Origin of the sequence: Butyrivibrio sp. (genome assembly GCF_017433805.1) — a bacterium.
In the GTDB taxonomy this organism is placed as follows: Bacteria; Bacillota; Clostridia; order Lachnospirales; family Lachnospiraceae; genus Butyrivibrio.
In genome coordinates this window covers 56,255-79,120 of the sequence record NZ_JAFRGN010000015.1, presented here as the reverse complement: position 1 = coordinate 79,120, position 22,866 = coordinate 56,255, and the positions used below count along the sequence as shown (strand labels likewise).

Below are 22,866 nucleotides of genomic sequence, written 5' to 3'. Positions count from 1 at the left end.
TGGCATTTCTACTGGAGCTTCAGCTGTTGGTGCCGCTTCTCCTGCCACCATTGCTGCCATCATTGCGTCCATATCTACTGGTGCCTCCTCTGCTGCAGGAACTTCTGGTACTGCTTCAGCTACAGGTACATCTGCTGGTATATCCATAGGGATATCAGCTGGCATTTCTACTGGAGCTTCAGCTGTTGGTGCCGCTTCTCCTGCCACCATTGCTGCCATCATTGCGTCCATATCTACTGGTGCCTCCTCTGCTGGTGCTTCTGGTGCTGCCTCAGCTACCGGCACATCAGCCGGGATATCCATAGGAATATCTGTTGGCATCTCTACAGGGGCTTCTGCTGTTGGTGCAGCTTCTCCTGCTGCCATTGCTGCCATCATTGCATCAACTTCTCCTGCTGTTTCCGCAGAAGCCATAGCAGCGAGCATTGCCTCCGTATCAACAGGCGCTGGCTCAGGAGCAGGTTCTGGTGTTGGTGCAGTCGCAGCGGCTGCTGCAGCTGCCTCAGTTTCAGCCTTTATCTGATCTAGATCAGGAAGATCAGCAATAGGTTCAGCCTCTACCTTTTTTGGGCGACCTCTCTTAGGCTTTGGAGCCTCCTCTGGAGCAGGGGCAGGCTCAGCAACTGCCTCTTCCTGCTTCATAGCAGCTAAGAGGTCATCTACATTCGCAGTTGATAAATCCTGTCCATTCAATAAATCCTGAGTACTCATGCCATCCATGCTGATTCTCCTTTCATTTCACAAGACGAATAATCATGAATCTTAATCTATTTTTGGGCACAATTCCCCCTTTGTGCGAGTGTCTATTTATATTATCGTTTATATATTATTGTTTTTACAGTAAACTTTTTATTAATTCTCGAAATAAATTATTCAAAAAGGCCGAAAAAAGGTGGCAGTCACCAAACTGCCACCAAAGCACAACATATTATATGTTCAATTACTTCAATTTTGTATTAGTGTCGCCCTGCATGGTGCACCATCAGCTCCACCAAGATTAATCGGTGCAGCATTAAGAAGATATGCGCCTTCCGGCACTTCCGAAAGTCTGATTCCCTCCAGCAAAACAATCTCCGCCCCCAGCATTATAAGATGTACCTCCTTAGGCGCATCTTCTGGCCCTACAGTCTGTGACTCATTCCCATAAAGCTTAATATGAGCATCAGCAAAAACTTCTGCTGCCTCTTTAGTAACAGTTGCTTTTCCCTTTATCAGAATACGTTCGCAGCAATCAGGATTACATTTTCTGGCAGCATCAAGAATCCTTCTGGCAGCATCCTCAGAAACATCCCCGTTATGCTCTGCAACATATGCATAGCCAACAAACTTATCTAAATCAACCTGATCTATCGTCTTGCCATCACCATAAAAATGGTACGGAGCATCTACATGAGTACCGTTGTGTGCACACATCTTAATTGCCGTCAGATTACATACATCTCCTTTACTGGTACTTAATAGGATCTCTCTTTCCGGGCTTGGGTCTCCTGGATAAACTGCGCATCCAAACACTTCCTGCGAAATATCGTAAATCTTCATTATCCGCCTCCAATACTACTGACTTTTGCAGCATCACACAAATAGATATAGTTAGTACAAATCACTTACCAAGTTAAGATAATCAGATTCTTTCTCTGAAAGATCTATAGCTAGCGCCTTTATATTTTCCTGCATTCTTACTGGTGAAGATGTGCTGACAACAGCAAACATGTTCATTTTCTGATGGAAAATCCAGGACATAGCAAGCTGAGGAACGCTTACCTCCTTTTCTTTTGCCAGGATTTCACAACGCCTAAGCCTTTCGAAATTATCAGGAAAAGCATAACCTCTCATCGCAAACATATCGAGATACTGCTCCGCATTATCCGCATCAGTACTCTTAAGCCTTCCGGAAAAGAGGCCTCGTCCCAAGGATGAATAAGCGACCACAGGCATCTGATTCTGGGCATACCATTTTCTCGCTTCTTCTCCTGCCTTACCTGATATAGTTACGCAGGTATCATCCCACACTACTCCAAGCTGATCTGCAAGCCCGAAGCTTGGACTTGATACAGAAAACGGCTCGAGCCCCTTCTTGTAAGCATATTCGTTGGCTTCCTCAATTCTTCTGTAAGTCCAATTGGATCCTCCAAAAAGTCCTATTTTTCCACGAGCTTTCATCTCATTAAATGTCTCAATAACTTCCGCAACTTCGACACTTGGATCATCTCTATGAAGGATATAGATATCAATATAGTCAGTTCTTAGCTCCTCCAAAGACTTATCCAGATCAGCAAGCATGGCTCTTCTATTAACTCTTTTGACGCTTCCATCAGGATGGCCACACTTACTCAAAATTACGACCTTATCGCGTACGCCAGTCTTTTCAAGCCATTTACCTATTGTTTTCTCTGAATCAGGGTAGACTCTTGCAGTATCTATAGCATTCACACCAGTGTCGAGAATCCCAGTTAGCCAGGCATCATAATCATCGACATCTGGCAAAAAGCCTGTTCCAAGAAGTATTCGAGAAACGTCTTTTTCTATGCCTTCAATCTTAGTATATAAATCAAAGCCCATTTTATCGCCTTTCCGTCGAATAATACTGCCATTTATGCTACTCACCGAAAGATTACTTATTTCTCTTTTACCACTAGGAACTTGCACTTTGAGCATAACAAACCAAGAAGTTCAAACACTGTATAAGCCAGCACTCCAAGGCCTATGCCAATAAGTCCCCACTTAAACCACTTAAGAACAAACTGGTCCACGTGCTCAGACAAAGTACCAATCCAGGAATCCATTTTGTAGAAGCTGATGAACAGATCATTTTCGTGGATGAAATAGATCATCAGAGTTGATTTACCTAAGTAATTGATAATTCTGCTATTAGGCATATGAATTCTCTTGAACAGCTCAAATAAGCAGACAGTAACTATTACAACAGCTATCTCATGATTAGCAAACTGAGGAACTGTCTGCATAAAGCCATACTGTTCCTCGCTTGTAAGGTACCTGGCAATATTCATCGATGTGATGTTGTAATTGGAAATGTACCTGAGAAGATAAGTAACAGCAATCACAAGGAATAAAACATACAGGCGAACACGGCCAAATGGATCGTACTTCTTGATATATCCGCCAAGAGCATAGAAGAATACACCTATCATCAGGGTTCTGATTCCATTAGCGATGCCCTCGAAAATGTATGAAGACCAGTGGAACTGATCTATTGCAAACAAAGCAAGCAAAAATCCAAGGTATTCCTTAGCTTCAAGTCTGGATAAAAACTTATTCAAAAAAGCTTTTCCAATGACAATGACCAAAATGTAATAGCCAGTAAACCACCATTCGTCATTAAAAATATTAATTCCAACAAGATTACGACCAGAAAGGTCACTACTCCTACCTATAATAATTGTTGATGCTATGGTCAACACTACTGTAGCAAAGCCTACTTCCAGCAACAGTTTTTTGGAAATCTTAGCTAGATCAATGTTCAGATTACTCACAAGGAAATAACCAGAGATCATAATGAACAGCGCATTACCAATCATTCCGAAGGTATTTCCTGCATCGAGAAGGAACAACTGCTTAAAGAACACTGGATCAGAAAACGCCCCATCATTGATTCTCGTCTGTGGTCCATGCAACTGAATATGGAAAAGAACAATCAAAATGATTGCCAGTACTCTCAATAACTCAAAATTTGAGCTTCTTACTTTTTTATCCATCCAAAAACTCCCTCCACCCCAAAATTTATACTATACATCCCCTAATATTCTATCAGACATCAAGAACAATCGTAACAGGGCCGTCATTGACAGAAGCAACCTTCATGTCAGCACCAAACTCCCCTGTTCCTACTTCAAAGCCTCTATTCCTGCACTCTTCTACAACAAGCTCATATAAAGGCTCTGAAATCTCAGGTCTGGCAGCGTCTGTAAATCCAGGCCTTCTGGAGCTGCAATCCGCATAAAGAGTAAACTGACTGACAATGAGAAGCTTAGCGCCAGCATCCTTGGGATTTATATTCATCTTGCCATTCTCATCTTCAAACACTCTAAGGCCGCATATCTTATCAGCCATCTTGATAGCCTGCTCCCTGGTATCATCCTTATGAACTCCCAGAAGTACCAAAAAGCCCTTGTCTATAGCTGCTACTTCTCGTCCATCAATTGTAACCGATGCAGAAAGCACCCTTGTCACTACTGCTCTCATATTGCCCCCTTCTCCAAAAACCCATTTTAATCTATTACTTATTCTACAACTCTCAAATAGCTGCTCACACAGTACAGTGTCTGACCATTGTACTCCACGCGAGACCAACCATATTCATTGTTAATACCTGTTCTAAGAGCAGTTTCACCTGCAGAAAGAGATGCAATAACCTGAGAGTCTTCATCTGTAACACTTGGCTTATTGCGCAGATTTACTACATCCTTAGCTGTGACTGTTTCACTACAGTCAGTAAACTTAGTCTTAAAGCCTGATGTTTCCTGCGGCTGCTGAGTTTCCTGCTTAGGAGCACTAAGGTCTGTTGTCAGGTAACTTGAAACTGCATAATATGTATTTCCCTGATAAACGACTCTTGACCAACCGCTTGGGCTTACACCAGTTCGCTGGGCAGTCTGACCATTTTCAAGAGTCACCATAACTGTACTGTCACTTCCCTGACTTGGCTTATTCCTGAGGTTTGTGCTGTTCTTGGCAGTAACTGTTTCATCCACAGCATCAAAATTCATAAGCGCCTCAACATCGGCTGAAGCTGTTTCCCTTTCCGATGTATCCTTGGCAGTTTCTGTTCCGTTGTAGCCAAAGTATGCAACATCAACATCCACCTTGCCATTTATTCCAGGAACTGTACCCTGGCTCGTGTACTGCCACATAGCACACTGTCCACCATAGTTAGGACCATTAGCTATGCTGCTGGCATCCTGATTGTACCACGCCATCCATATCTTATATTTCTGCTGAATCTGAGAAGTATTCCACTTAGCATCGCCTGCAAGTTCACTTTGTGATGCGTAAAAGATAGGTGTATAGCCAGCGCTGTATATCTGATCAAGGAAAGCCATTGCTACACTACTTCTCTCATCCTGTGTCAGGTTCACCTGTCTGCTTGCTGCATTTTCAAAGCCTTCGCAGTTATAACCTACAGGATATGTAATAGCATATTTGGCTATATAGTTTGTAACCCAGTTAGCTTCCTCAACCGCTTCATTACTGTTTATAGCTGTGGAAAAGAAATATGCTCCAACCTTGATACCATATTTCTCAGCTTCCTGCATGTTATACTTGGCATTAGTATCTGCCTTGATCTCACCGGTCTTGGCATCTCTGTAGCCAACCCTTACCATAGCAAACTCAATGCCACTTCCAGCAACCTGTTCCCAGTTAATGGTTCCCTGGAACCTTGATACATCTATTCCATAGGTCACATTTGAATTCTCACCAACACTGCTGGCGCTTACAAGCTGAGCTACATCAACAGATGCTCCGCTCTCAGTCTTGGCAATTGCACCAGGATCATTGTCCTCGTCTGAGCTCTGAGCTTCCGCACTGCTTGCCATAGCTGAAGCATCAGTTGTAACCTCCAAGCTAGCCTGTTCACTGGCATCACTCTCAGCAGAGTCTTCCGAAGCAGCAACAGTACTCGCATCCTCTGACAAAAGAAGTGCACCAGCATCTATTTCTTCAAAAAGATTATCATCGTTAGCTACTTCAGGGGCTTTTTCACGGTCCTTGCCAAGAAAAAGTACTGCACAACCTATTACAATAAGCACAAGTATAACCGCGCCACCTATTGCAATCCTAAGAAATCCTCCCCCTTCTCCAAACTCAAAGTCATCATCATCAAATTCTTTTTTCATAACAACCCTCGCAAGTAAAAATTTCCAAGTATTCCTCTATTATTCCACTTCTGAGCCTTTGCGGCAAGGTTGTTTTACCCGAAAAAGATATCATGGTCATATAAAAAGAACCATCAAAGAAGTTTCCTTCTCTGATGGTTCCTGTTTGTTCAATATAGAATTATCTGATCAATTTATCAAACAATACCCTGAGCCTTCATAGCATCTGCAACCTTGAGGAAGCCTGCGATGTTAGCACCAGCAACATAGTTGCCTTCCATGCCATACTTCTTGGCAGCATCATCAATGTTGTGGTAGATGTTAACCATGATCTGCTTAAGCTTAGCATCAACCTCTTCGAAGCTCCATGAAAGTCTCTCGCTGTTCTGGCTCATCTCAAGAGCTGATGTAGCAACACCACCAGCGTTAGAAGCCTTACCACATACAAAGAGAACACCATTCTTCTGAAGGTACTCTGTAGCTTCGATTGTTGTAGGCATGTTAGCACCCTCACAAACAGCGATTACGCCGTTAGCAACAAGCTGCTTAGCATCGTCGATGAGAAGCTCGTTCTGTGTAGCGCAAGGAAGTGCAACATCACACTTGATTGACCAAACGCCTCTGCCCTCATGGTACTCAGCTGACTTTCTAGCAGCAGCGTACTCTGTAAGACGAGCTCTCTTAACCTCTTTGATTTCCTTAAGGAGTGCAACATCGATTCCTTCTGGATCATAAATCCAACCTGTAGAATCTGAACATGTAACAACCTTAGCGCCGAGCTGCTGAGCCTTCTCGATAGCGTAGATAGCAACGTTTCCAGCACCAGAAACAACTACTGTCTTGCCGCTGATATCGTGACCATTGCACTTAAGAAGCTCCTCTGTAAGATAAAGAAGACCATATCCTGTAGCCTGTGTACGAGCAAGTGATCCACCGTATGTAAGACCCTTACCTGTAAGAACTCCCTCGTATACGTCTCTGATTCTCTTGTACTGACCATACATGTAGCCGATCTCACGTCCGCCAACACCGATATCACCAGCAGGAACGTCTGTATCTGCTCCGATGTGTCTGTAGAGCTCTGTCATGAAGCTCTGGCAGAATGCCATAACTTCTCTGTCTGACTTGCCCTTAGGATCGAAGTCAGAACCACCCTTACCACCACCGATTGGAAGGCTTGTAAGTGAGTTCTTGAAGATCTGCTCAAAACCAAGGAACTTGATGATACCAAGGTTTACTGAAGGATGGAAACGAAGTCCTCCCTTGTAAGGTCCGATAGCAGAGTTGAACTGTACTCTGAAACCGTTATTAACCTGAACCTGTCCCTTATCGTCAACCCATGGTACTCTGAAAAGGATCTGTCTCTCAGGAGTTACAAGTCTCTCAAGGAGAGCATCCTTACGATACTCATCTTCATTTGCCTCAATAACTACTCTCAGTGACTCGAGTACCTCTTTTACAGCCTGATGGAATTCTGGCTGAGCTGGGTTCTTCTCAACAACATAATCGTAAATCTCGTCAACGTATGACATTTTTTCTCCTTCCCGTACCATTGGTACATGACAAAACTTTTTATTATAGCAAAATAGGGCGCAAGAAACCTTATGGTCCCTACGCCCCATTGCGCAGACATCACTGTCTGTTCGATATTATATACTTTAATAATTTAAAGTGCAAGAGTTTTTTGAATTAATTTTTATCAAAAAAACTTTACTTATTTTCACTAGCTGTTTCGGCCTCTGGAGCTGTGGTATCCTCAGCTGGCTGTACAGATTCCTGCTGTGACTGCACAACCTCTTCTGTCTGTTCTGCTGATGGTTCCGCAGTAGTCTCTACCTGATATGAGCTCTCGTTATGAGCTGAAGCTGGAGTAAACTCTGCTGCTGGCATATCTTCACCAGGGAATTTGATTCCATTAGATTTGCGGATAAAGTCCATCATATCCATTATCTTGAGAGTTTCAGAATGAGGCATTTCAGGGCACTCAAGCCATCCTTCGTTCATAGCCTTCACGCAGGCTTCAATCTCATATTCATAGCCGGTAATCTGCTTGGGTCTCTTATAGCTTGCTATTTTCTTGTATGAAGTATCATATACGTGTATAGCTTCGAAATTATTGATATTATCTACAACAATATATCCCTTAGGCCCATAGATAACACCACTTCTATCGCTAATTCCAAGTGCTGTAGCATTTAGCACTGCCATCTTGCCATCTGCATATCTAAGGGTAATGCTGTCCTGCATATCCATTCCATTGTTGTTAAAAGTACAGATGGATGCGATATCACTTACGTCATTACCAAATACCATGGACGCGAAATTGAGTACATAAACACCAAGATCAAGCAGCGCTCCACCTCCAAGCTCTGGGAGACTTATTCTATCTTTGGCACTGATATTATAGCCAAGATTAGCAGTAAGCATGTAAGGCTGTCCAATAACGTTACTAGCCAAAACTTCAGTAAGCTTACTTCTAAATGGCATATATCTTACCCACATAGCTTCTGTAAGAAGGAGTTTCTTTTCCTCTGCCATTTTGAACACTTCAATAGCCTGCTGCTGATTCAGCATGAATGCCTTCTCGCAGATAACGTGCTTGCCAGCAGAAAGAGCAAGCTTAACATTCTCAAAATGCTCTGAATGAGGTGTAGCTACATAAACCAGTTCTACCTTAGGATCGCTTACGAGTTCAGCGTATGAACCATAAGACTTCTTAACACCATGCTCAGAAGCAAACTTCTTGGCTCTCTCTAAGTCTCTTGAGCCTACAGCATAGCATTCAACACCTCTGGCAGACTTAAGTGTATCCGCCATAATGCTGGCAATTTTACCGGTTCCCATGATTGCAACTTTAACACGCCCAAACATATATAATACCTCCGCACATTTACGTGATTTGTTATAACTATCATTATACATCAATAGCCAGCAATTTCTGCTGGCTATTGTCAAATACTATAAAATCTAAAAACTAATCAATCTTTGGTAAGGAACTCTGACTTAATGTATCCTGTCTTCTTATTATATTCTACCTTGGCCCATCCACTAGCATACTGTTCAATAACGTTAACAGTACTGCCTGAATAGATCATATCAAGGACATCGGATTCTGTGCTCTGGCTCTTACGAAGTCTGACACTGTCGTTAACTTTCATCTTGCCAGTATCTGAAGACTTAACTGTTGTCTGAGTTGCATCTGTAGCATTCTGATCATTCTGTTCATCAGTGTTCTCAACCTCTACTGTCTCTTCTCCTACAACCTCAAAGAACTCAGTCTTAACGTAAGCAACACCGCCCTTGTACTCAATCTTACTCCAGCCATTAGCAAGAGCCTCGAGCTGTTTAAACTCTTCACCCTTAGATGTCTTGGAGATAACATCAGCAGTCTCACTGTCTGAGCTACGGATATTGATAACGTCTGTTGCCCTGATAGTATGTGTTGTCACTGTCTGAACAGGAGCATCTGTGGTAGCCTCTCCTGCAGCATCCTCGGCACTTGTCTCCTCTGATGCAGCATCTGTACTAGCTTCTGATGAAGCGAGAGCCTCACCAACTGAAACCTGAAGACCTGCTCTCATCTTTGTAAGAATCTCTGCCAAAGTCTCGTCTGAATTAACCATCTCATTATACTCAGTAGCTACCTTGTTATTGAGATCGATTACATCCTCCTGCAGATTAACCTGCTTAAGATACTCGATTTCACTGGCATCAGCTATATCAATATTGATATAAAGCTTACCATCTTCATCCGTACAGATGTAAAGAGTCTCAAGTCCAGGAACTGCCTTGTCATAGTCATAAAGCTTAACTTCATTGTAAACATAAGCTACATAACTACCAGCTTTAGGACCAGGCTTGGTATATACTGTAATATTCTGGAAGCCTTCGATGTAATCTGCTGCAGCAACAGCTTTAAGAAGCTCTGTTTCCTCAAGTCCCTTATAGATAGAAGCGATAGTCTCTGCATCGCCATTAGCTGACGCTGTATAATATGTGTCAATAAGAGCATTTACATCTTCATATGCATTCTCGGCCATTGGAATGATCTCATTTATCTCCAGTGTTGCACCAAGATCTGCCTCTGCAAAGGCATCTGCTGATTCCCTGGTCCTCTTATTGGCATTAAGCGCGATCACCACTGTGAGTACCACTGCCAGTACAAACAATATAGGCATCAGATATTTCTTATTATCACCAAGTATTGCAAAAACATTCTTCTTATTATTCCTAAAGGAATATGCTTTCTTATTTCTCTTCATGTATAACCTCTATTAATTGTAATATGCACCCGACTGGATTCGAACCAGCATTAAAGGCGTCGGAGGCCTACGTTCTATCCGTTAGACTACGGGTGCACAAACGTACTAGGTTATAATACCATAACACCCCTAGAAAGTCCAAAATTCTTTTATTCATGCACTACGACTATCTTTTTCTCTTGTCTCTTATACAGATAGATGCAGTCACTTAGAAAATCCTCCTGTGCCAAAACTGTACGATTAACCTCTTTAACCATCGCTATAAGTTCACTAAGAGACGCCCTGTCATCTGGCGCGCTCATAACTATAGTCTCGTGGACAGAAGAAGGTATTATAACCATATCACTTCCCATTTCTAAGGCAAGCTCCTCCAGATATCCTGGGTAAAAAACTGCCGAAGCCCCAAACATTTCCTGACAATTGGTTATAACAAACATATTTCTGGGTAGATCCTCACAAAAGAAAGTGCCATCTCCCATCACATTGCCTGCAATATCAAAGAGGTTTCTGCGTTTAACAGGCGCGATTTTGGCCGCATTCTCCCAGACATTTTCCCATAGCTCGTCAAAAGAGATTTCCCATTTTCTAAGGTGCTCATTCTTGATCGTAATGTTCCCTTCTCCAAGGATTTTATCAGAAACCAGACAGATAGGAACAAATGCCAGGTCTTCCATCTTCTTGTAGGGTAGATCTAATAGCGCCTTCTTATTTCTTTCATAATTGGTGACCTTAAAGGCCAGACGACTGCATACATTAGAAAAGTCTGTATAAAAGCTGGCATCAAAGCCATCTCTGATGGCGTTCTCCCTGTATAGCCTGATGATGTCATTAACAATTTTGCTTCTATCTGTTCCCCTTTCATATTCGTGGAAGAAGCCGTCAATGTATATAGTAGGTGAGATATTATCACCTTCTCTTTTGATCAAAAGAGCGTGGTAAGTAACTCCGTTGTTCCTGCCAACCTCCTTGTACTCAATACTATACTCTGAGCCTAAAATCCCCCTAATTTCATCAGCAACTACCATTCCAAAATCTTCAATTCTCATATCTTCTCCATATCCCTTTCAAAATCTAAAAAATCTCGCATAATCCTAAAAACAGACAAAAAAAGACAATAGAGGTCATGTGTAAACATGACTATCTATTGTCTTACTAAGTTCTATAAAGAATTATGACTAAATATACGTGTCAGATATGGTTACGTAGTCAATTAAACTCTTGAGAGATACTCACCTGTTCTAGTATCAATCTTAATAACATCTCCCTCGTTAACGAAGAGAGGAACTGATACGTTAGCACCAGTCTCAACTGTTGCAGGCTTTGTAGCACCTGTAGCTGTGTCGCCCTTGAATCCAGGCTCTGTCTCTGTGATTGTAAGCTCAACGAACATAGGTGGCTCAACTGCGAATACGTTGCCGTTGTAAGACATTACCTTACAAACCTCGTTCTCCTTAACAAACTTGAGAGAATCGCCGATCTGATCTGATGTAAGACCAATCTGCTCATAAGTCTCTGAATCCATGAAGTTGAAAATATCTCCATCCTGATAGAGATACTGCATATCTTTCTTATCGATACGAGCTGCTGGGAACTTCTCAGTTGGGCGGAAGGTTGTCTCCTTAACACCGCCATTGATGATGTCCTTAAGCTTTGTTCTTACGAAAGCAGCGCCCTTACCAGGCTTAACATGCTGAAATTCAATAATCTGACATACGTTGCCATCGATTTCGATGGTTACACCATTTCTGAAATCACTTGCAGAAATCATAAAAAATCCTCCTAAATTACTTCACATCAAACAACTAGTACATTTTAAACTATCACTTCCGATTTTTCAACTATTTTTTTCTCACAAAATTAGCATTTAGAAACTATTTGTTCTGATGCAGTTCCTGCGAGTTATAGCTTAAAATCGCCGAAGACACTTGTACTTCCCCCAGCATTTTTATACGATGCTATCCTTGATGCATTGTAACTATTATATTCACTGATTTCATCACTTCTGTCGTGACTTGCTATACTTCTTTGGATGTCGCTCTGAATATCCAGATTAGCGACACTTCTATTTATCTCACCAGTACTATCTCTGCTGGCAATCTTATTAAGGATTACTTCGCCAAGATTATCCATTCCGGCAAACACACCTTTAATCTCATCTTCAAGATGCAAAGCTGTATTTGAACTCATATCACTTGCCTGCGCAAAGGCCTGACTTAAATCTGAGTCTGATGACTTATCTACAGACTTTACGACATCTGTTGATGCTGTATCATTCCCAGCGCCAAGGCTGGTCAGACTACTAAGAGTACTCAGCATATCCTGCGAAGAATCACTATCCGAATTCCCATTCAAGCCATAAAGATTCATACTATCTGATACCTTCATGGCATCAATGATAGCCTGCCTGTCATCGGTACTAAGATTACTGGCATCTATATTATTAAGAGCTCCTGTAAGATACTTTTGGAATATACCAGACAGATCTGTAGAGCCGGAGCTTACACTTTCCGTCAGCATCTTATTTGTATCCGAAATAGAATACAGATAATTATTTACTGCAGTTGTAATCTTGGAAACATCAAATGCCATTTCCCATCCCCTCAGTAATTAAATAAACAATCAATATGACAAACGATATTCTGTAACAATTGTACCATTATCCTATTAAATATGCCACATCTCCCAAAACCAGGAAATGTGGCATAAAATCGCATTATATCTCATCTATTCTGCTTATACATAGGCATAAGCTGGAGCTTATGAAGGTTGATTTTGTGAAGTTTGTCAATCTTTGCTCTCTTTTCCTCATCCTCAAGGACACCTGTGAAGATATATCTGTCTAGTTCATCATAGGTAAATCCAAGCTTGTCCTCATCAGACATTCCAGAGAGGCCATCTGATGGAGTCTTGTGAATCAGGTCATGAGGAAGTCCAAGTGTGTCGCCAATTAGTCTCATCTCAGTTACAGTAAGGTCTGAGCATGGACTGAAGTCGCCTGCTGCATCACCGTACTTGGTTGAATATCCAACATAGTCCTCTGATCTGTTGCAGGTATTAGCTACTCTTCCGCCATTTGGAAGTGACTGTGCAATAGCATAAAGGGTTGCCATTCTGATTCTTGGTGGAGTATTGATGACAGAGTCCTTACCCAAAGCTCCGCCAATGCTGCCACCTTCCTTATCGCTATTCAGTACCTCTGCGTTTCTGATGGAACTGTAAATTCCTTCGACACCGGCATTAACATTTACCACGTATGCCTCTATACCCAGTTCCTCTACTACACGCCTTGAATCTGCAATATCCTTCTGCTCTCCGTTAGGCATCAGAACGCCTACCACTCTTTCTTTTCCCAGAGCCCTTGTCAAAAGAGCTGCCACAATAGTAGAGTCCTTGCCACCAGAAAGGCCAATTACAGCGCTTGCCTTGGGCCCATTAGCATCAAACCAGTCTCTGATCCAGGTTACACTCTCTTCTACCTTATGTTCAGCATCAAAGTTCTGTAAAAAATCCATACACATCACCTATCCTTTATTTCTCGTGAGTCATTCTCCAGTCAATGCATCTCTGGAGATAATCTACGTAATCAGGGTTCTTGCACATTCCCTTACCGGCAACATCAGAAATCTTGGCAACATCCTGGCCGTTGCAGGCTGTAGTCTTCATTACGATATTGAGTGCCTCAACGTCTGTGTCGTTAGAGATGTATGTTCCGATACCAAATCCAACCTTGGCTCTTCCATTGAAATGTCTAAAGAGCTTGTCTGCTCGCTCGAAATCAAGGCTGTCGCTAAAGAGAAGTGTCTTGGTCTTAGGATCAATTCCAAGCTTCTCATAATGCGCGATCATCTTCTCGCCCCACTCGATTGGATCGCCAGAATCATGACGAACACCGCTAAAGAGTGTAGCGTATGTGAGCTGGAAGTCCTTGAGGAAACAGTCAGTTGTGATTGCATCTGTAAGAGCTGTTCCGTTAAGGATACCATACTCTTTTACCCATGCATCAAGAGCGTACCAGTTAGAATAAGCCGGGTTATGCTTGTGATTGCCCTGGCCTGTGCACATGATCCACTCGTGAGCCATTGTACCAACAGGAGTTACGCCATACTTCTTGGCAAGGTAAACATTAGATGTTCCAAGGAACTTGGATGCACCAAGATCAGCCTCTGCAAGGGTCTTAACTGCAAGCTCCTGAGCCTGCGCTGAAAGACGTCTACGAAGACCAAACTCACTGAATACTGACAGGTTATAAGTACCATCTTTTACCTTATCAACCTTCTCGTTAAGTCTTCTCTTGAAGCTCTCGAAAAGTTCGTCGTAGTTGTACTGCATTCTGAAGTATACTTCGTTGACGATTGCAAGAGTTGGAATCTCGTACATTGAAGTATTGAGCCATGTGCCCTTGGTCTCAATGTTAAGACCGCACTCAGCGTTATCGTCAATTGTAAAATCATCATATCTAGCCTGCCAAAGTCTCAGGAAATCCACGTATGATCCCTTAATCCATACGATATTCTCAAGATAATCAAGCTCCTCCTCAGTAAATCTCAGCTCGCAGAAAGCCTTGATCTGTCTCTTGATCTCATCAACCATCTCCTTGGTGAAGTGTACATCCCTGTTACGACACTTGAATGACCAGGTTGTCTTGTAATCAGAAAACTGATGGTAGATTGCCTGTCCCATTGAGAATTTGTAAGCGTCTGTCTCAAGAAGTGATGTAATAATGCGTTCCATAATATATCCCCTTTTCATAAATCAGCCTCTTGGCTGATATTTCTTTAATCTAGTGTTCTGACATATTCGGCAAAAGAGCTGACCATAAGCTCTGTATTACCCTTTAAATCCTCTCGTATCATTGTCCCGCTGACAGGTCTGACCCTGCTGCACTTATGCACCTTGAGGTGCTGCGGAGTACTGGTAAGAAGCTCTGTATAATCATCCTCTGATGTATAAAAGCACAGCTCATCTCTGGCTACGATCAGCTCTTTTTGGAAAAGATGAAGAAGCATTCTGTCTACCCAGTAGTTCCATATCTGCTGCTGATCCCAATGCTTCTTGATCTCAGGATCTGTATCGTAAAGCTTTGTTACAAAAACTTTTTCATCATCAGCAAACTCTTTAGTCGCCAGCTCATATCTTAGCTCAAGAGGAAATGTTGGATATCCTCGATCCCCCTCATGACCGCAGCACACAACAATTACTTTGTCCATTTCCTCTTTTGCTATATTTATGACATCCTGATGACCCAAATGCATCGGAGCGAAGGTTCCGAAAACCAGACCTATTCGCATAATCTAAATCCTCCAGTACTAATACTGCTCTGTTAAAAGAAATCCTGTCAGGCAACCTTAACCTGGCAGCTCTTCATGGTAGCCAGCGCCGCATCATGTGCAGCTGGTGTAACTCCTGCGCAGCACTTAGAATCTACTGTTACAGGAACCTCCACATTGTATGCCTTAATAAGAAGTGCATTGCTGACAACACATATATCTGTGCAAACACCGATGAGTTCTACCTCGAGCTGACCATTTCGCTTATCCGCTTCAGCCTTAATGAAGTTTGCAAGCTCTACGCTTCCAAATGTAGGCTTATCAAAAATCTTCTTGCCTTCAGCGAGTTCTGTAAGTTCTGGAATAATCTCCCATCCAGCTGTTCCTTCAAAGCAATGTGGAACTGGAAGATTATGTCCTTCCTGGGTCTCCATGTAGTTCTCATGGTGAGTGTCCCTTGTAAATACGACAGTTCCATCGAAACTTCTAACCTTCTCAACTACTGCTGGAACTATCTGCTGTGCCTCGGCGCTCCCCAGCGCTCCAGTCACAAAATCATTCTGCATATCTACTACAACTAATATCTTATCCATAATCTATCTCCTCCTATGTAAGAATATGTATCCGCAGGTCTTCCCCTACCTATTGAAATGGATCCGGTCTTCTTGATAAGTCCGTGCTCCATATAGGTATTCATCTGGTACTTGGTAAAATTGCCTCTGTTAATCTCCTGTCCTGTCACTGACTCGTAAATGTGTCTCAGCGTCGAAGCTGTGAACTGCTTGGAATCCTTGAGGAACTTGAAGATGATGTCTGTGTAATCAATCTTACCTTTGAGTCTGTCAATTGCTATATTCAGCATCTCGTCATGGTCAAATCCAAGGCTGGTACTGATAAAGCTCTCATCTCCATCAACCTGGCATAGCTTGTAGCTGCCTACGTTGGATCCCTGAATCGTGAACCACTTCATCCATGGAACATTCACCATGTGCTGATCAGGTATGATCCCGATGTATGCAATTGAGATAACTCTTTCTCGTGGGTCTCTGTTAACATCCGAGAAGGTCATGAGCTGTTCGGTGTAGATCTGCCCTGTTAATGAAAGCTTGTCAGACAGAAGTCTCTCTACAGCGCCCTCTGCCGATTCATTCTCTCTGATAAAAGAACCAGGCAGCGCGTACATATCCTTGTAGGGTTCCTCATCTCTGACAGTGAGGCAAACAGCTAACTGACCATCGATCACAGAAAACAAGAGAAGATCAACTGTTACGTATGGATGCTTGTATTCTGAAAGCATTGATCTTGCCTCCGTTTCATAGTATGTTTTGTCTTGTGTGTTTTATTTTGTTTCATTTTTATATTTATTAGTATAAGCAATAATTTGGCATTGTCAATATATTTTGTTTCATTTTTTAAAATATTTGTATAAACACAGGAAATACGGGAGCCATATGGACCTAGGGGACGGGGTTAGTGGTCCATTTTTGCTATGCAAAATGGACCACTAACCCCGTCCCCTAGATCCACACACCTCATTGCCTCCACAGTCAATTGCATGGTAGAATATGATTGTGTGCAAACAATTTTCAAAGGAGTTAAAAAATGTCAGACAAAACGAAAAATACTTCTATATATTCTAAGAATGATGTTGTAAACCGTGGCAGGACCATCATACGAACCAGCATCATCGGAATCATCGTCAATATCCTTCTTGCAGGCTTCAAATTTGTAGTTGGAGTTATCTCCGGCTCTATTGCTATCATGCTTGATGCTGTCAACAACTTAAGTGATGCTCTTTCAAGCGTTATCACAATTGTAGGCACTGCGCTTGCCGGCAAAGCACCTGATAAAAAGCATCCGCTAGGCTATGGCCGAATCGAGTACATGAGCGCAATTGTTATATCCCTCATCGTCCTCTATGCCGGTGTAACTTCTTTTGTAGAATCGATAAAGGCTATCATTCACCCGGAAGCAGCTGATTATAGTACAGTCACTCTGATAATTCTTGCTGTAGCTGTTGTCGTCAAGATAGGCCTCAGCCAGTTCTTTATCAACACCGGTAAAAAGGTTTCATCTGAATCCCTTGTTGCATCTGGAACTGAGGCAAGATTCGATGCAGTAATCTCAGTAGCTACACTGGTAGCGGCTTTCGTATATATCTTTTCCGGATTGTCCCTTGAATCCTGGCTCGCAGCTATTATATCTCTAGTCCTCATAAAATCTGGTCTTGAGATGCTCCGCGATACCATAAGCCAGATTCTTGGTGAAAGAATCAGTACAGAAACTTCCACTGCTGTTAAAAAGACAATCCTCTCTGTAGAAGGAGTTCAGGGCGCTTACGATCTTATCTTTAGTGACTATGGTCCTGACAGAGTAATGGCTTCAGTTCACATTGAAGTCCCTGATACCTTCACAGCAGACAAGATTGACGTCATTACAAGGCAGATCACAGAAAAGGTTTATGCTCAGCACAATATCGCCATTGTCTCTGTTGGTGTATATTCAGTTAACACCAAGGATGATAAGGCAGCTCAAGTAAGAGGCGAGATATCCAAGATTGTATCCCAGCACAATGAAGCTTTGCAGATGCATGGATTCTTTGTTGATTTTGAGAAAAGAGAGATACGATTTGACGTAGTTTTAGATTTTGTTCCAAACCGTAAAGAGGTATTTGATCAGATAATTAAAGAAATCAATCAGATTTTCCCAGATTACAATGTCTTTGCAAATATGGATGTAAGCTACAGTGACTGATTTCATATATACTGTGTCAGATCTAAATTACAAGAAAAGGCTCTCCGAATCATTTCGGAGAGCCTTAATTTATTACTTAACTACAATGTTTACGATACGTCCTGGAACGTAGATCTCTTTAACTACTGTCTTACCTTCAAGCTTGTCAGCAATGAGCTCTTTGCCCTTAGCAATTACTTCATCCTTAGGATCTTCCTTGCCAATGTTCAGAGTTGCCTTAACCTTACCGTTGATCTGAACAGCAATCTCTACTGTATCCTCAACACACTTGGACTCATCATACTGAGGCCATGGCTCATAAGCAATAGTATTGTCGTGACCAAGGATGCTCCAAAGCTCCTCTCCTACGTGAGGACAGATACATGAAAGCATCTTGATGAAGTTCTCAGCGTACTCTCTTGGGCAGCTTCCCTCTTTGTAAACAGCGTTTACGAAGATCATCATCTGTGAAATAGCTGTGTTGAATGCAAGTGCCTCGAAGTCACTTGTAACCTTCTTAACAGTCTGATGGTAGATCTTCTCGAGGTTACCATTGTTCTCCTCAGTGATGTTAGCTGGCTCTGAGAAGAATGTGAATACACGGTTGATGAACTTTCTAGCACCAACTACATTGCTGGAGTTCCAAGGCTTAGATACCTCAAGAGGTCCCATGAACATCTCATAGAGACGAAGTGTATCAGCGCCGTAATCTCTTACGATATCACTTGGGTTAACAACGAATTCAGGGAAACGCTTACCCATCTTGATACCATTCTCACCAAGGATCATTCCCTGATGAACGAGCTTCTTAAATGGCTCTTTTACAGGAGAAAGACCATTGTTATATAAGAAACGGTTCCAAATTCTGGAGTAAATAAGGTGTCCTACAGCATGCTCTGGTCCGCCTACATAAAGGTCTACAGGCATCCAGTGCTTAAGGAGCTCCTGATTAGCAAACTCGTTATCGTTATCAGGATCAATGTAACGCATGTAGTACCATGAAGACCCTGCTGAACCTGGCATTGTAGAAGTCTCACGAACTCCCTTAAGGCCGTTATGATCATATGCCTTCCACTCAGTAGCATTCTCAAGTGGAGCAGCACCATTCTTACCCTTGTAGTCCTCAAGCTCAGGAAGGATAACTGGAAGCTCTGAATCGTCAACGAATACGATTGTTCCATCCTCCTTGTATACGCAAGGAACTGGCTCGCCCCAGTAACGCTGTCTTGCAAAGATCCACTCACGGAAGTGGTAGTTAACCTTTTCTCTTGCAACGCCCATGTCTACGAGCTTCTTGGTAATAGCTGGCTTAGCTTCCTCAACTGTCATTCCATCGAACTCTTCAGAATTCATAAGGATGCAGCCCTTGCCAAGGTAGTCATACTTCTCGAAAGCATGTCCGCTTACGTCAACATTGCCTTCCTTGTTATTGATAACCTGAATAAGTGGAAGCTTGTGCACTTCTGCATACTCAAAGTCTCTCTGATCGTGTGTAGGAACCGCCATAACAGCGCCTGTTCCATAGCTTGCAAGTACGAAATCACCGATGAAAAGAGGTACCTCTTTACCATTTACAGGGTTGATAGCGTAAATACCCTTAAGTGGACATCCAGACTTAGTCTTGTTAAGGTCTGTACGATCAAGGTCGTTCTTTTTAAGTGTCTCGTCGATATATGCCTGTACTTCCTCAGGGTTCTCAACACGATCCATAAGTCCCTTAACGATATCTCCGTCTGGAGCAAGAACCATGAAGGTAATACCATAAATTGTCTCAATACAGGTTGTGAAGATGGAGAACTTACCACCGCCTACGATCTCGAAATCCACCTCAACACCTGTGGACTTACCGATCCAGTTTCTCTGAATCTCCTTGGTAGACTCTGGCCAGTCAATTTCATTTAATCCGTCAAGAAGCTCCTCAGCAAAAGCCTGCTGGTCAATAACCCACTGTTTCATCATCTTCTTAACAACAGGGTAACCACCACGCTCACTCTTACCATCAATAACTTCATCATTGGAAAGAACTGTTCCAAGCTCTTCACACCAGTTAACAGGCATATCGATATGCTTGGCATATCCAGCCTCATAGAGCTTTTTGAAAATCCACTGAGTCCACTTGTAGAACTTAGGATCACTTGTAGCGATCATCTTGGACCAGTCGTAATCAAAGCCAAGCTCTCTAAGCTGGCCTGAGAAGGTCTCTATATTTTTCTCTGTAAATCCTGCTGGATGGTTACCTGTTGTAACCGCATACTGCTCCGCAGGAAGACCAAATGAATCATATCCCATTGGATGAAGAACGTTATATCCCTGCATACGCTTCATACGTGACATGATATCCGTAGCGGTATATCCTTCCGGATGACCAGCATGAAGACCTACGCCTGAAGGATAAGGGAACATATCAAGTGCATAATACTTGGGCTTGGAAAAATCCCAGACATCAGTCTTGAATGTCTCGTTCTCTTTCCAGTATTTCTGCCATTTCTGTTCCACTGCATGATGGTTGTATACTTCTGACATACTGTGCTCCTTCTAAAACATCTATTTCTTATTATATATTTCCTGGATTTTAAATCTAAGAATACATATATAGAGAGAATTCTATCACACTGATTTATTTTTTTCAAAAAATATATTTATATTAAAGAACAGACATCTGCGCAAATACAGATGTCTGATATTGATAATGTTTGTTTCATAGCTGAAGATTATTTGATCAGAGCTGCAGACAGGACTCTATTCCATAGAAATCAATGATTCTTGTCTCGCCGTTCTTAAGCGTTATTGTCACAGGTCCGTATCCGCCACACTTCTCCTTATCGGTGTAAGTGATCTCTTTTACAGGGAATATCTCCTCATCTGTAAAATCAGATAAATCTTCCTTGGTGATAGTCTGGGAAATGAGGAAATATGGCTCGTAGCCGTACTGCTTGGTACGAGTTGTCTCAGCATACACAACTATAGAATTCTTGCTATCAGGGTTAGTATCCGTGCTCTTAACAAGCTTAATGTCATTCCAGCCATCCATGATTGTGAAGGCAAGCTGCTTCTCTTTACCTGTGTGGTCGCATCCTTTGAGGATAATAGCCTTATAGCCGTCCTTTTCCCTGGTGATAACTTCTGTTCCATTATCAGGGAAGCCAAAAGAGCCAAGTGTCAGGCGAAGTGGTCGTCTGAACATTCTGATCTTATCTGCTCTTATTATTCCGTAAGGAACAGTAAAGTCTGCAAGGTCAATTGCTGTGCGCCAGTGAGTCTCTGTCTGAGGCTCATACTCCCAGAACTGGCGGCGGTAGAGGACATTGTCTTTTTCTCCATGCCAGAAGGTGGTGTTAGGAGTTATAGGCTTTTCGCCCTCGCTATCCATATACTGTAGAACGTACTGCTGAGATTCTACGCCCTCGGCAGGTGTTGATTCCCATGGGAACTTGGTGTTGAATACGAGCTTACCGTAGTTCCAGATTCCATGGCTGTCCGATTTATCTTTTACCATCTTGCCTGTTCGAAGCTCAGTTATGCCGTTTGCCTGGTGATTAGCCATGCAAAGAGCAGGGCCATCAAGGGTTGTTACCTTAGTTTCTTTTGGTCTAAGCTCTTCCCATGTACCGTTGTTCTCTTTAGCTGTCCAGAATGGATGATCCTCTGGAAGATGAAGGCACAAAAGAGCCTTGGCAAGCCACATTGGAGACTCGGCACAGGAATACCCCTGAACCAGCGGAATAAATGGGCCGTAGAAGCCGAGGGTTGGAACGCCGTTCCAGAGGAAATCGTCTCTTTGAAGGAACTGCATGAGCGATCCTGAGCAGATGCGCCTTGCAAGTCCCGGATCCATAGTTGACTTCCTCATCATAAAGTTAGCGTCAAATGGGCTTGTGGAAGCGTTTCTGTAGATACCACTTCTGCCCCACATATTAGTAAAGCCATCTCTGTCAAAGAACAGAGAATAGGTCTTCATGAGTTCGTTAGAGTTTTCCTCGAATTTCTGGGCAATATATGGCTCTTTTTCATAGCCATACCAATTGTTCCAGATGGCAGTATACATGTTAAATGCCCAGCAGGAGTAGTAGTCAAAGGATTGACCATCCCTGTACCAGCCATCTCCAACATAGTAATGAAGGATGTTCTGGGCGTGATCGCGCATGATATCTTCATCAATTGGATAGCCGTTCATGTGTAAAAATGCCATATCCAACATGTTAAAGAGACGCCAGTTCTGAGGAACGGTATTAGAATGAGCAAAGTCAGTCAAAAAAGCTGCAATGCGGTCTTTTTCCTCTTTGGTATAGGTATCCCATATCTCTTCATGGCAGAGCCACAGACAGATAACGAGTGCTGCTGTCTCAACAGTCTGCTGATATACAGCAGTTGTATTACCACTCTTATCAAGGGCTCGCATATCTGAATAGTTCAGTACATAGTTGGCTTCCCCTGGAGTTACAGCATAGAGAACCTGCTTTTTGTAGTATTCTCTTATGTTAATGCCATTAAGCTCAAGGTCTGGCTCGATGTGAATAAGGGGCGCAGAAATAAAGAATGATCTGCAAAGTCCCTCGAAAATCTCCGCCTTAATGCGCCACTGCGGAGCATCCTTGGATGGGTAGGTCACCTCTGTCTCATACCTTGGCATGACAACCGGGTCTTCTATATTCTGGATATTGTTAAAAACTCCGCCCAGCAGGTACTCTGCTGCCTCGATCCAGCTCTGTCTGGTAAGGCCTGTGTAGGGGCTAAGCTTATAGTCTGTGGTTTTGGGTTCAAAGGTCATGATCT

Annotated in this window: 18 protein-coding genes, 1 tRNA gene and 2 pseudogenes; 1 reads left to right on the top strand and 20 read right to left on the bottom strand. The window is 42.6% G+C overall.

The genetic code is table 11. The features are described from left to right. From IJI01_RS05870 to IJI01_RS05785, 18 genes and pseudogenes are all read right to left on the bottom strand, one after another. Positions 1 to 720 (bottom strand): annotated as a pseudogene (locus tag IJI01_RS05870) (hypothetical protein); the annotation flags it as partial. 225 nt (positions 721 to 945) lie between these two features. Then, positions 946 to 1,539: a cyclase family protein gene (locus tag IJI01_RS05865; RefSeq protein ID WP_292187238.1), complete on the bottom strand. Its 594-nt coding sequence runs from the start codon at positions 1,537 to 1,539 to the stop codon at positions 946 to 948. A 51-nt stretch (positions 1,540 to 1,590) separates the two neighbouring features. Then, a complete protein-coding gene (locus IJI01_RS05860; RefSeq protein ID WP_292187235.1) occupies positions 1,591 to 2,559 on the bottom strand; it encodes an aldo/keto reductase in 969 nt (322 codons plus the stop codon). Positions 2,560 to 2,615: 56 nt separating this feature from the next. Next, entirely contained in the window at positions 2,616 to 3,713 is a 1,098-nt protein-coding gene (locus IJI01_RS05855; RefSeq protein WP_292187232.1) for an acyltransferase family protein, read from the bottom strand. A gap of 52 nt (positions 3,714 to 3,765) precedes the next feature. Next, the gene (dtd, locus tag IJI01_RS05850) at positions 3,766 to 4,200 is read right to left on the bottom strand and encodes a D-aminoacyl-tRNA deacylase (protein ID WP_292187229.1); all 435 of its coding nucleotides are present in this window, start codon (positions 4,198 to 4,200) and stop codon (positions 3,766 to 3,768) included. 38 nt (positions 4,201 to 4,238) lie between these two features. Further along, positions 4,239 to 5,852, bottom strand: a complete 1,614-nt coding sequence (locus IJI01_RS05845; RefSeq protein WP_292187227.1) for a glycoside hydrolase family 25 protein — start codon at positions 5,850 to 5,852, stop codon at positions 4,239 to 4,241. 176 nt (positions 5,853 to 6,028) lie between these two features. Then, positions 6,029 to 7,363: an NADP-specific glutamate dehydrogenase gene (gene gdhA, locus IJI01_RS05840; RefSeq protein ID WP_292187223.1), complete on the bottom strand. Its 1,335-nt coding sequence runs from the start codon at positions 7,361 to 7,363 to the stop codon at positions 6,029 to 6,031. A 361-nt stretch (positions 7,364 to 7,724) separates the two neighbouring features. Next, positions 7,725 to 8,702 (bottom strand): annotated as a pseudogene (locus IJI01_RS05835) (Gfo/Idh/MocA family protein); the annotation flags it as partial. A 107-nt stretch (positions 8,703 to 8,809) separates the two neighbouring features. Continuing rightward, on the bottom strand, positions 8,810 to 10,093 hold the full coding sequence (locus IJI01_RS05830) for an SH3 domain-containing protein (protein ID WP_292187218.1): 1,284 nt from the start codon (positions 10,091 to 10,093) through the stop codon (positions 8,810 to 8,812). A 24-nt stretch (positions 10,094 to 10,117) separates the two neighbouring features. Then, a tRNA-Arg gene (locus IJI01_RS05825) sits at positions 10,118 to 10,189 on the bottom strand. Between the two features lie 53 nt (positions 10,190 to 10,242). Continuing rightward, positions 10,243 to 11,139, bottom strand: a complete 897-nt coding sequence (locus IJI01_RS05820; RefSeq protein ID WP_292187216.1) for a DUF5688 family protein — start codon at positions 11,137 to 11,139, stop codon at positions 10,243 to 10,245. A 164-nt stretch (positions 11,140 to 11,303) separates the two neighbouring features. After that, positions 11,304 to 11,861: an elongation factor P gene (efp, locus tag IJI01_RS05815; protein WP_292187214.1), complete on the bottom strand. Its 558-nt coding sequence runs from the start codon at positions 11,859 to 11,861 to the stop codon at positions 11,304 to 11,306. 131 nt (positions 11,862 to 11,992) lie between these two features. Then, on the bottom strand, positions 11,993 to 12,682 hold the full coding sequence (locus tag IJI01_RS05810) for a hypothetical protein (protein WP_292187212.1): 690 nt from the start codon (positions 12,680 to 12,682) through the stop codon (positions 11,993 to 11,995). A 131-nt stretch (positions 12,683 to 12,813) separates the two neighbouring features. Beyond that, positions 12,814 to 13,605 (bottom strand): NAD(+) synthase, encoded by a 792-nt coding sequence (gene nadE, locus IJI01_RS05805; protein WP_292187209.1) that lies wholly within the window; start codon positions 13,603 to 13,605, stop codon positions 12,814 to 12,816. A gap of 16 nt (positions 13,606 to 13,621) precedes the next feature. Further along, complete coding sequence (gene pncB / locus IJI01_RS05800) at positions 13,622 to 14,824, bottom strand: nicotinate phosphoribosyltransferase (protein ID WP_292187206.1); 1,203 nt, start codon at positions 14,822 to 14,824, stop codon at positions 13,622 to 13,624. A 44-nt stretch (positions 14,825 to 14,868) separates the two neighbouring features. Next, on the bottom strand, positions 14,869 to 15,381 hold the full coding sequence (locus tag IJI01_RS05795; RefSeq protein WP_292187203.1) for an adenylyltransferase/cytidyltransferase family protein: 513 nt from the start codon (positions 15,379 to 15,381) through the stop codon (positions 14,869 to 14,871). Positions 15,382 to 15,428: 47 nt separating this feature from the next. After that, positions 15,429 to 15,953, bottom strand: coding sequence for a cysteine hydrolase family protein (locus IJI01_RS05790; protein ID WP_292187201.1), 525 nt, complete (start codon positions 15,951 to 15,953; stop codon positions 15,429 to 15,431). After that, entirely contained in the window at positions 15,938 to 16,657 is a 720-nt protein-coding gene (locus IJI01_RS05785) for an NUDIX hydrolase (RefSeq protein ID WP_292187198.1), read from the bottom strand. Before IJI01_RS05785 ends, IJI01_RS05790 begins: the two co-directional genes overlap by 16 nt. 305 nt (positions 16,658 to 16,962) lie before the next feature. Here IJI01_RS05785 and IJI01_RS05780 point away from each other — a divergent pair, with 305 nt between their 5' ends. After that, positions 16,963 to 18,114, top strand: a complete 1,152-nt coding sequence (locus IJI01_RS05780; protein ID WP_292187195.1) for a cation diffusion facilitator family transporter — start codon at positions 16,963 to 16,965, stop codon at positions 18,112 to 18,114. Positions 18,115 to 18,186: 72 nt separating this feature from the next. Here the strand turns inward: IJI01_RS05780 and leuS are convergent, their stop codons facing one another. Further along, positions 18,187 to 20,616 carry a leucine--tRNA ligase gene (gene leuS / locus IJI01_RS05775; protein ID WP_292187193.1) on the bottom strand — a complete coding sequence of 810 codons (2,430 nt, stop codon included), beginning with the start codon at positions 20,614 to 20,616 and terminating at the stop codon, positions 18,187 to 18,189. A gap of 196 nt (positions 20,617 to 20,812) precedes the next feature. Continuing rightward, complete coding sequence (locus tag IJI01_RS05770; RefSeq protein ID WP_292187191.1) at positions 20,813 to 22,861, bottom strand: DUF2264 domain-containing protein; 2,049 nt, start codon at positions 22,859 to 22,861, stop codon at positions 20,813 to 20,815. Between the last annotated feature and the right edge of the window lie 5 nt (positions 22,862 to 22,866).

Coding starts and splice junctions, on each gene's coding strand:
- IJI01_RS05865 (WP_292187238.1), bottom strand. CDS start 1,539: ATGAAGATTTACGATATTTCGCAGGAAGTGTTTGGATGCGCAGTTTAT.
- IJI01_RS05860 (WP_292187235.1), bottom strand. CDS start 2,559: ATGGGCTTTGATTTATATACTAAGATTGAAGGCATAGAAAAAGACGTT.
- IJI01_RS05855 (WP_292187232.1), bottom strand. CDS start 3,713: ATGGATAAAAAAGTAAGAAGCTCAAATTTTGAGTTATTGAGAGTACTG.
- dtd (WP_292187229.1), bottom strand. CDS start 4,200: ATGAGAGCAGTAGTGACAAGGGTGCTTTCTGCATCGGTTACAATTGAT.
- IJI01_RS05845 (WP_292187227.1), bottom strand. CDS start 5,852: ATGAAAAAAGAATTTGATGATGATGACTTTGAGTTTGGAGAAGGGGGA.
- gdhA (WP_292187223.1), bottom strand. CDS start 7,363: ATGTCATACGTTGACGAGATTTACGATTATGTTGTTGAGAAGAACCCA.
- IJI01_RS05830 (WP_292187218.1), bottom strand. CDS start 10,093: ATGAAGAGAAATAAGAAAGCATATTCCTTTAGGAATAATAAGAAGAAT.
- IJI01_RS05820 (WP_292187216.1), bottom strand. CDS start 11,139: ATGAGAATTGAAGATTTTGGAATGGTAGTTGCTGATGAAATTAGGGGG.
- efp (WP_292187214.1), bottom strand. CDS start 11,861: ATGATTTCTGCAAGTGATTTCAGAAATGGTGTAACCATCGAAATCGAT.
- IJI01_RS05810 (WP_292187212.1), bottom strand. CDS start 12,682: ATGGCATTTGATGTTTCCAAGATTACAACTGCAGTAAATAATTATCTG.
- nadE (WP_292187209.1), bottom strand. CDS start 13,605: ATGGATTTTTTACAGAACTTTGATGCTGAACATAAGGTAGAAGAGAGT.
- pncB (WP_292187206.1), bottom strand. CDS start 14,824: ATGGAACGCATTATTACATCACTTCTTGAGACAGACGCTTACAAATTC.
- IJI01_RS05795 (WP_292187203.1), bottom strand. CDS start 15,381: ATGCGAATAGGTCTGGTTTTCGGAACCTTCGCTCCGATGCATTTGGGT.
- IJI01_RS05790 (WP_292187201.1), bottom strand. CDS start 15,953: ATGGATAAGATATTAGTTGTAGTAGATATGCAGAATGATTTTGTGACT.
- IJI01_RS05785 (WP_292187198.1), bottom strand. CDS start 16,657: ATGCTTTCAGAATACAAGCATCCATACGTAACAGTTGATCTTCTCTTG.
- IJI01_RS05780 (WP_292187195.1), top strand. CDS start 16,963: ATGTCAGACAAAACGAAAAATACTTCTATATATTCTAAGAATGATGTT.
- leuS (WP_292187193.1), bottom strand. CDS start 20,616: ATGTCAGAAGTATACAACCATCATGCAGTGGAACAGAAATGGCAGAAA.
- IJI01_RS05770 (WP_292187191.1), bottom strand. CDS start 22,861: ATGACCTTTGAACCCAAAACCACAGACTATAAGCTTAGCCCCTACACA.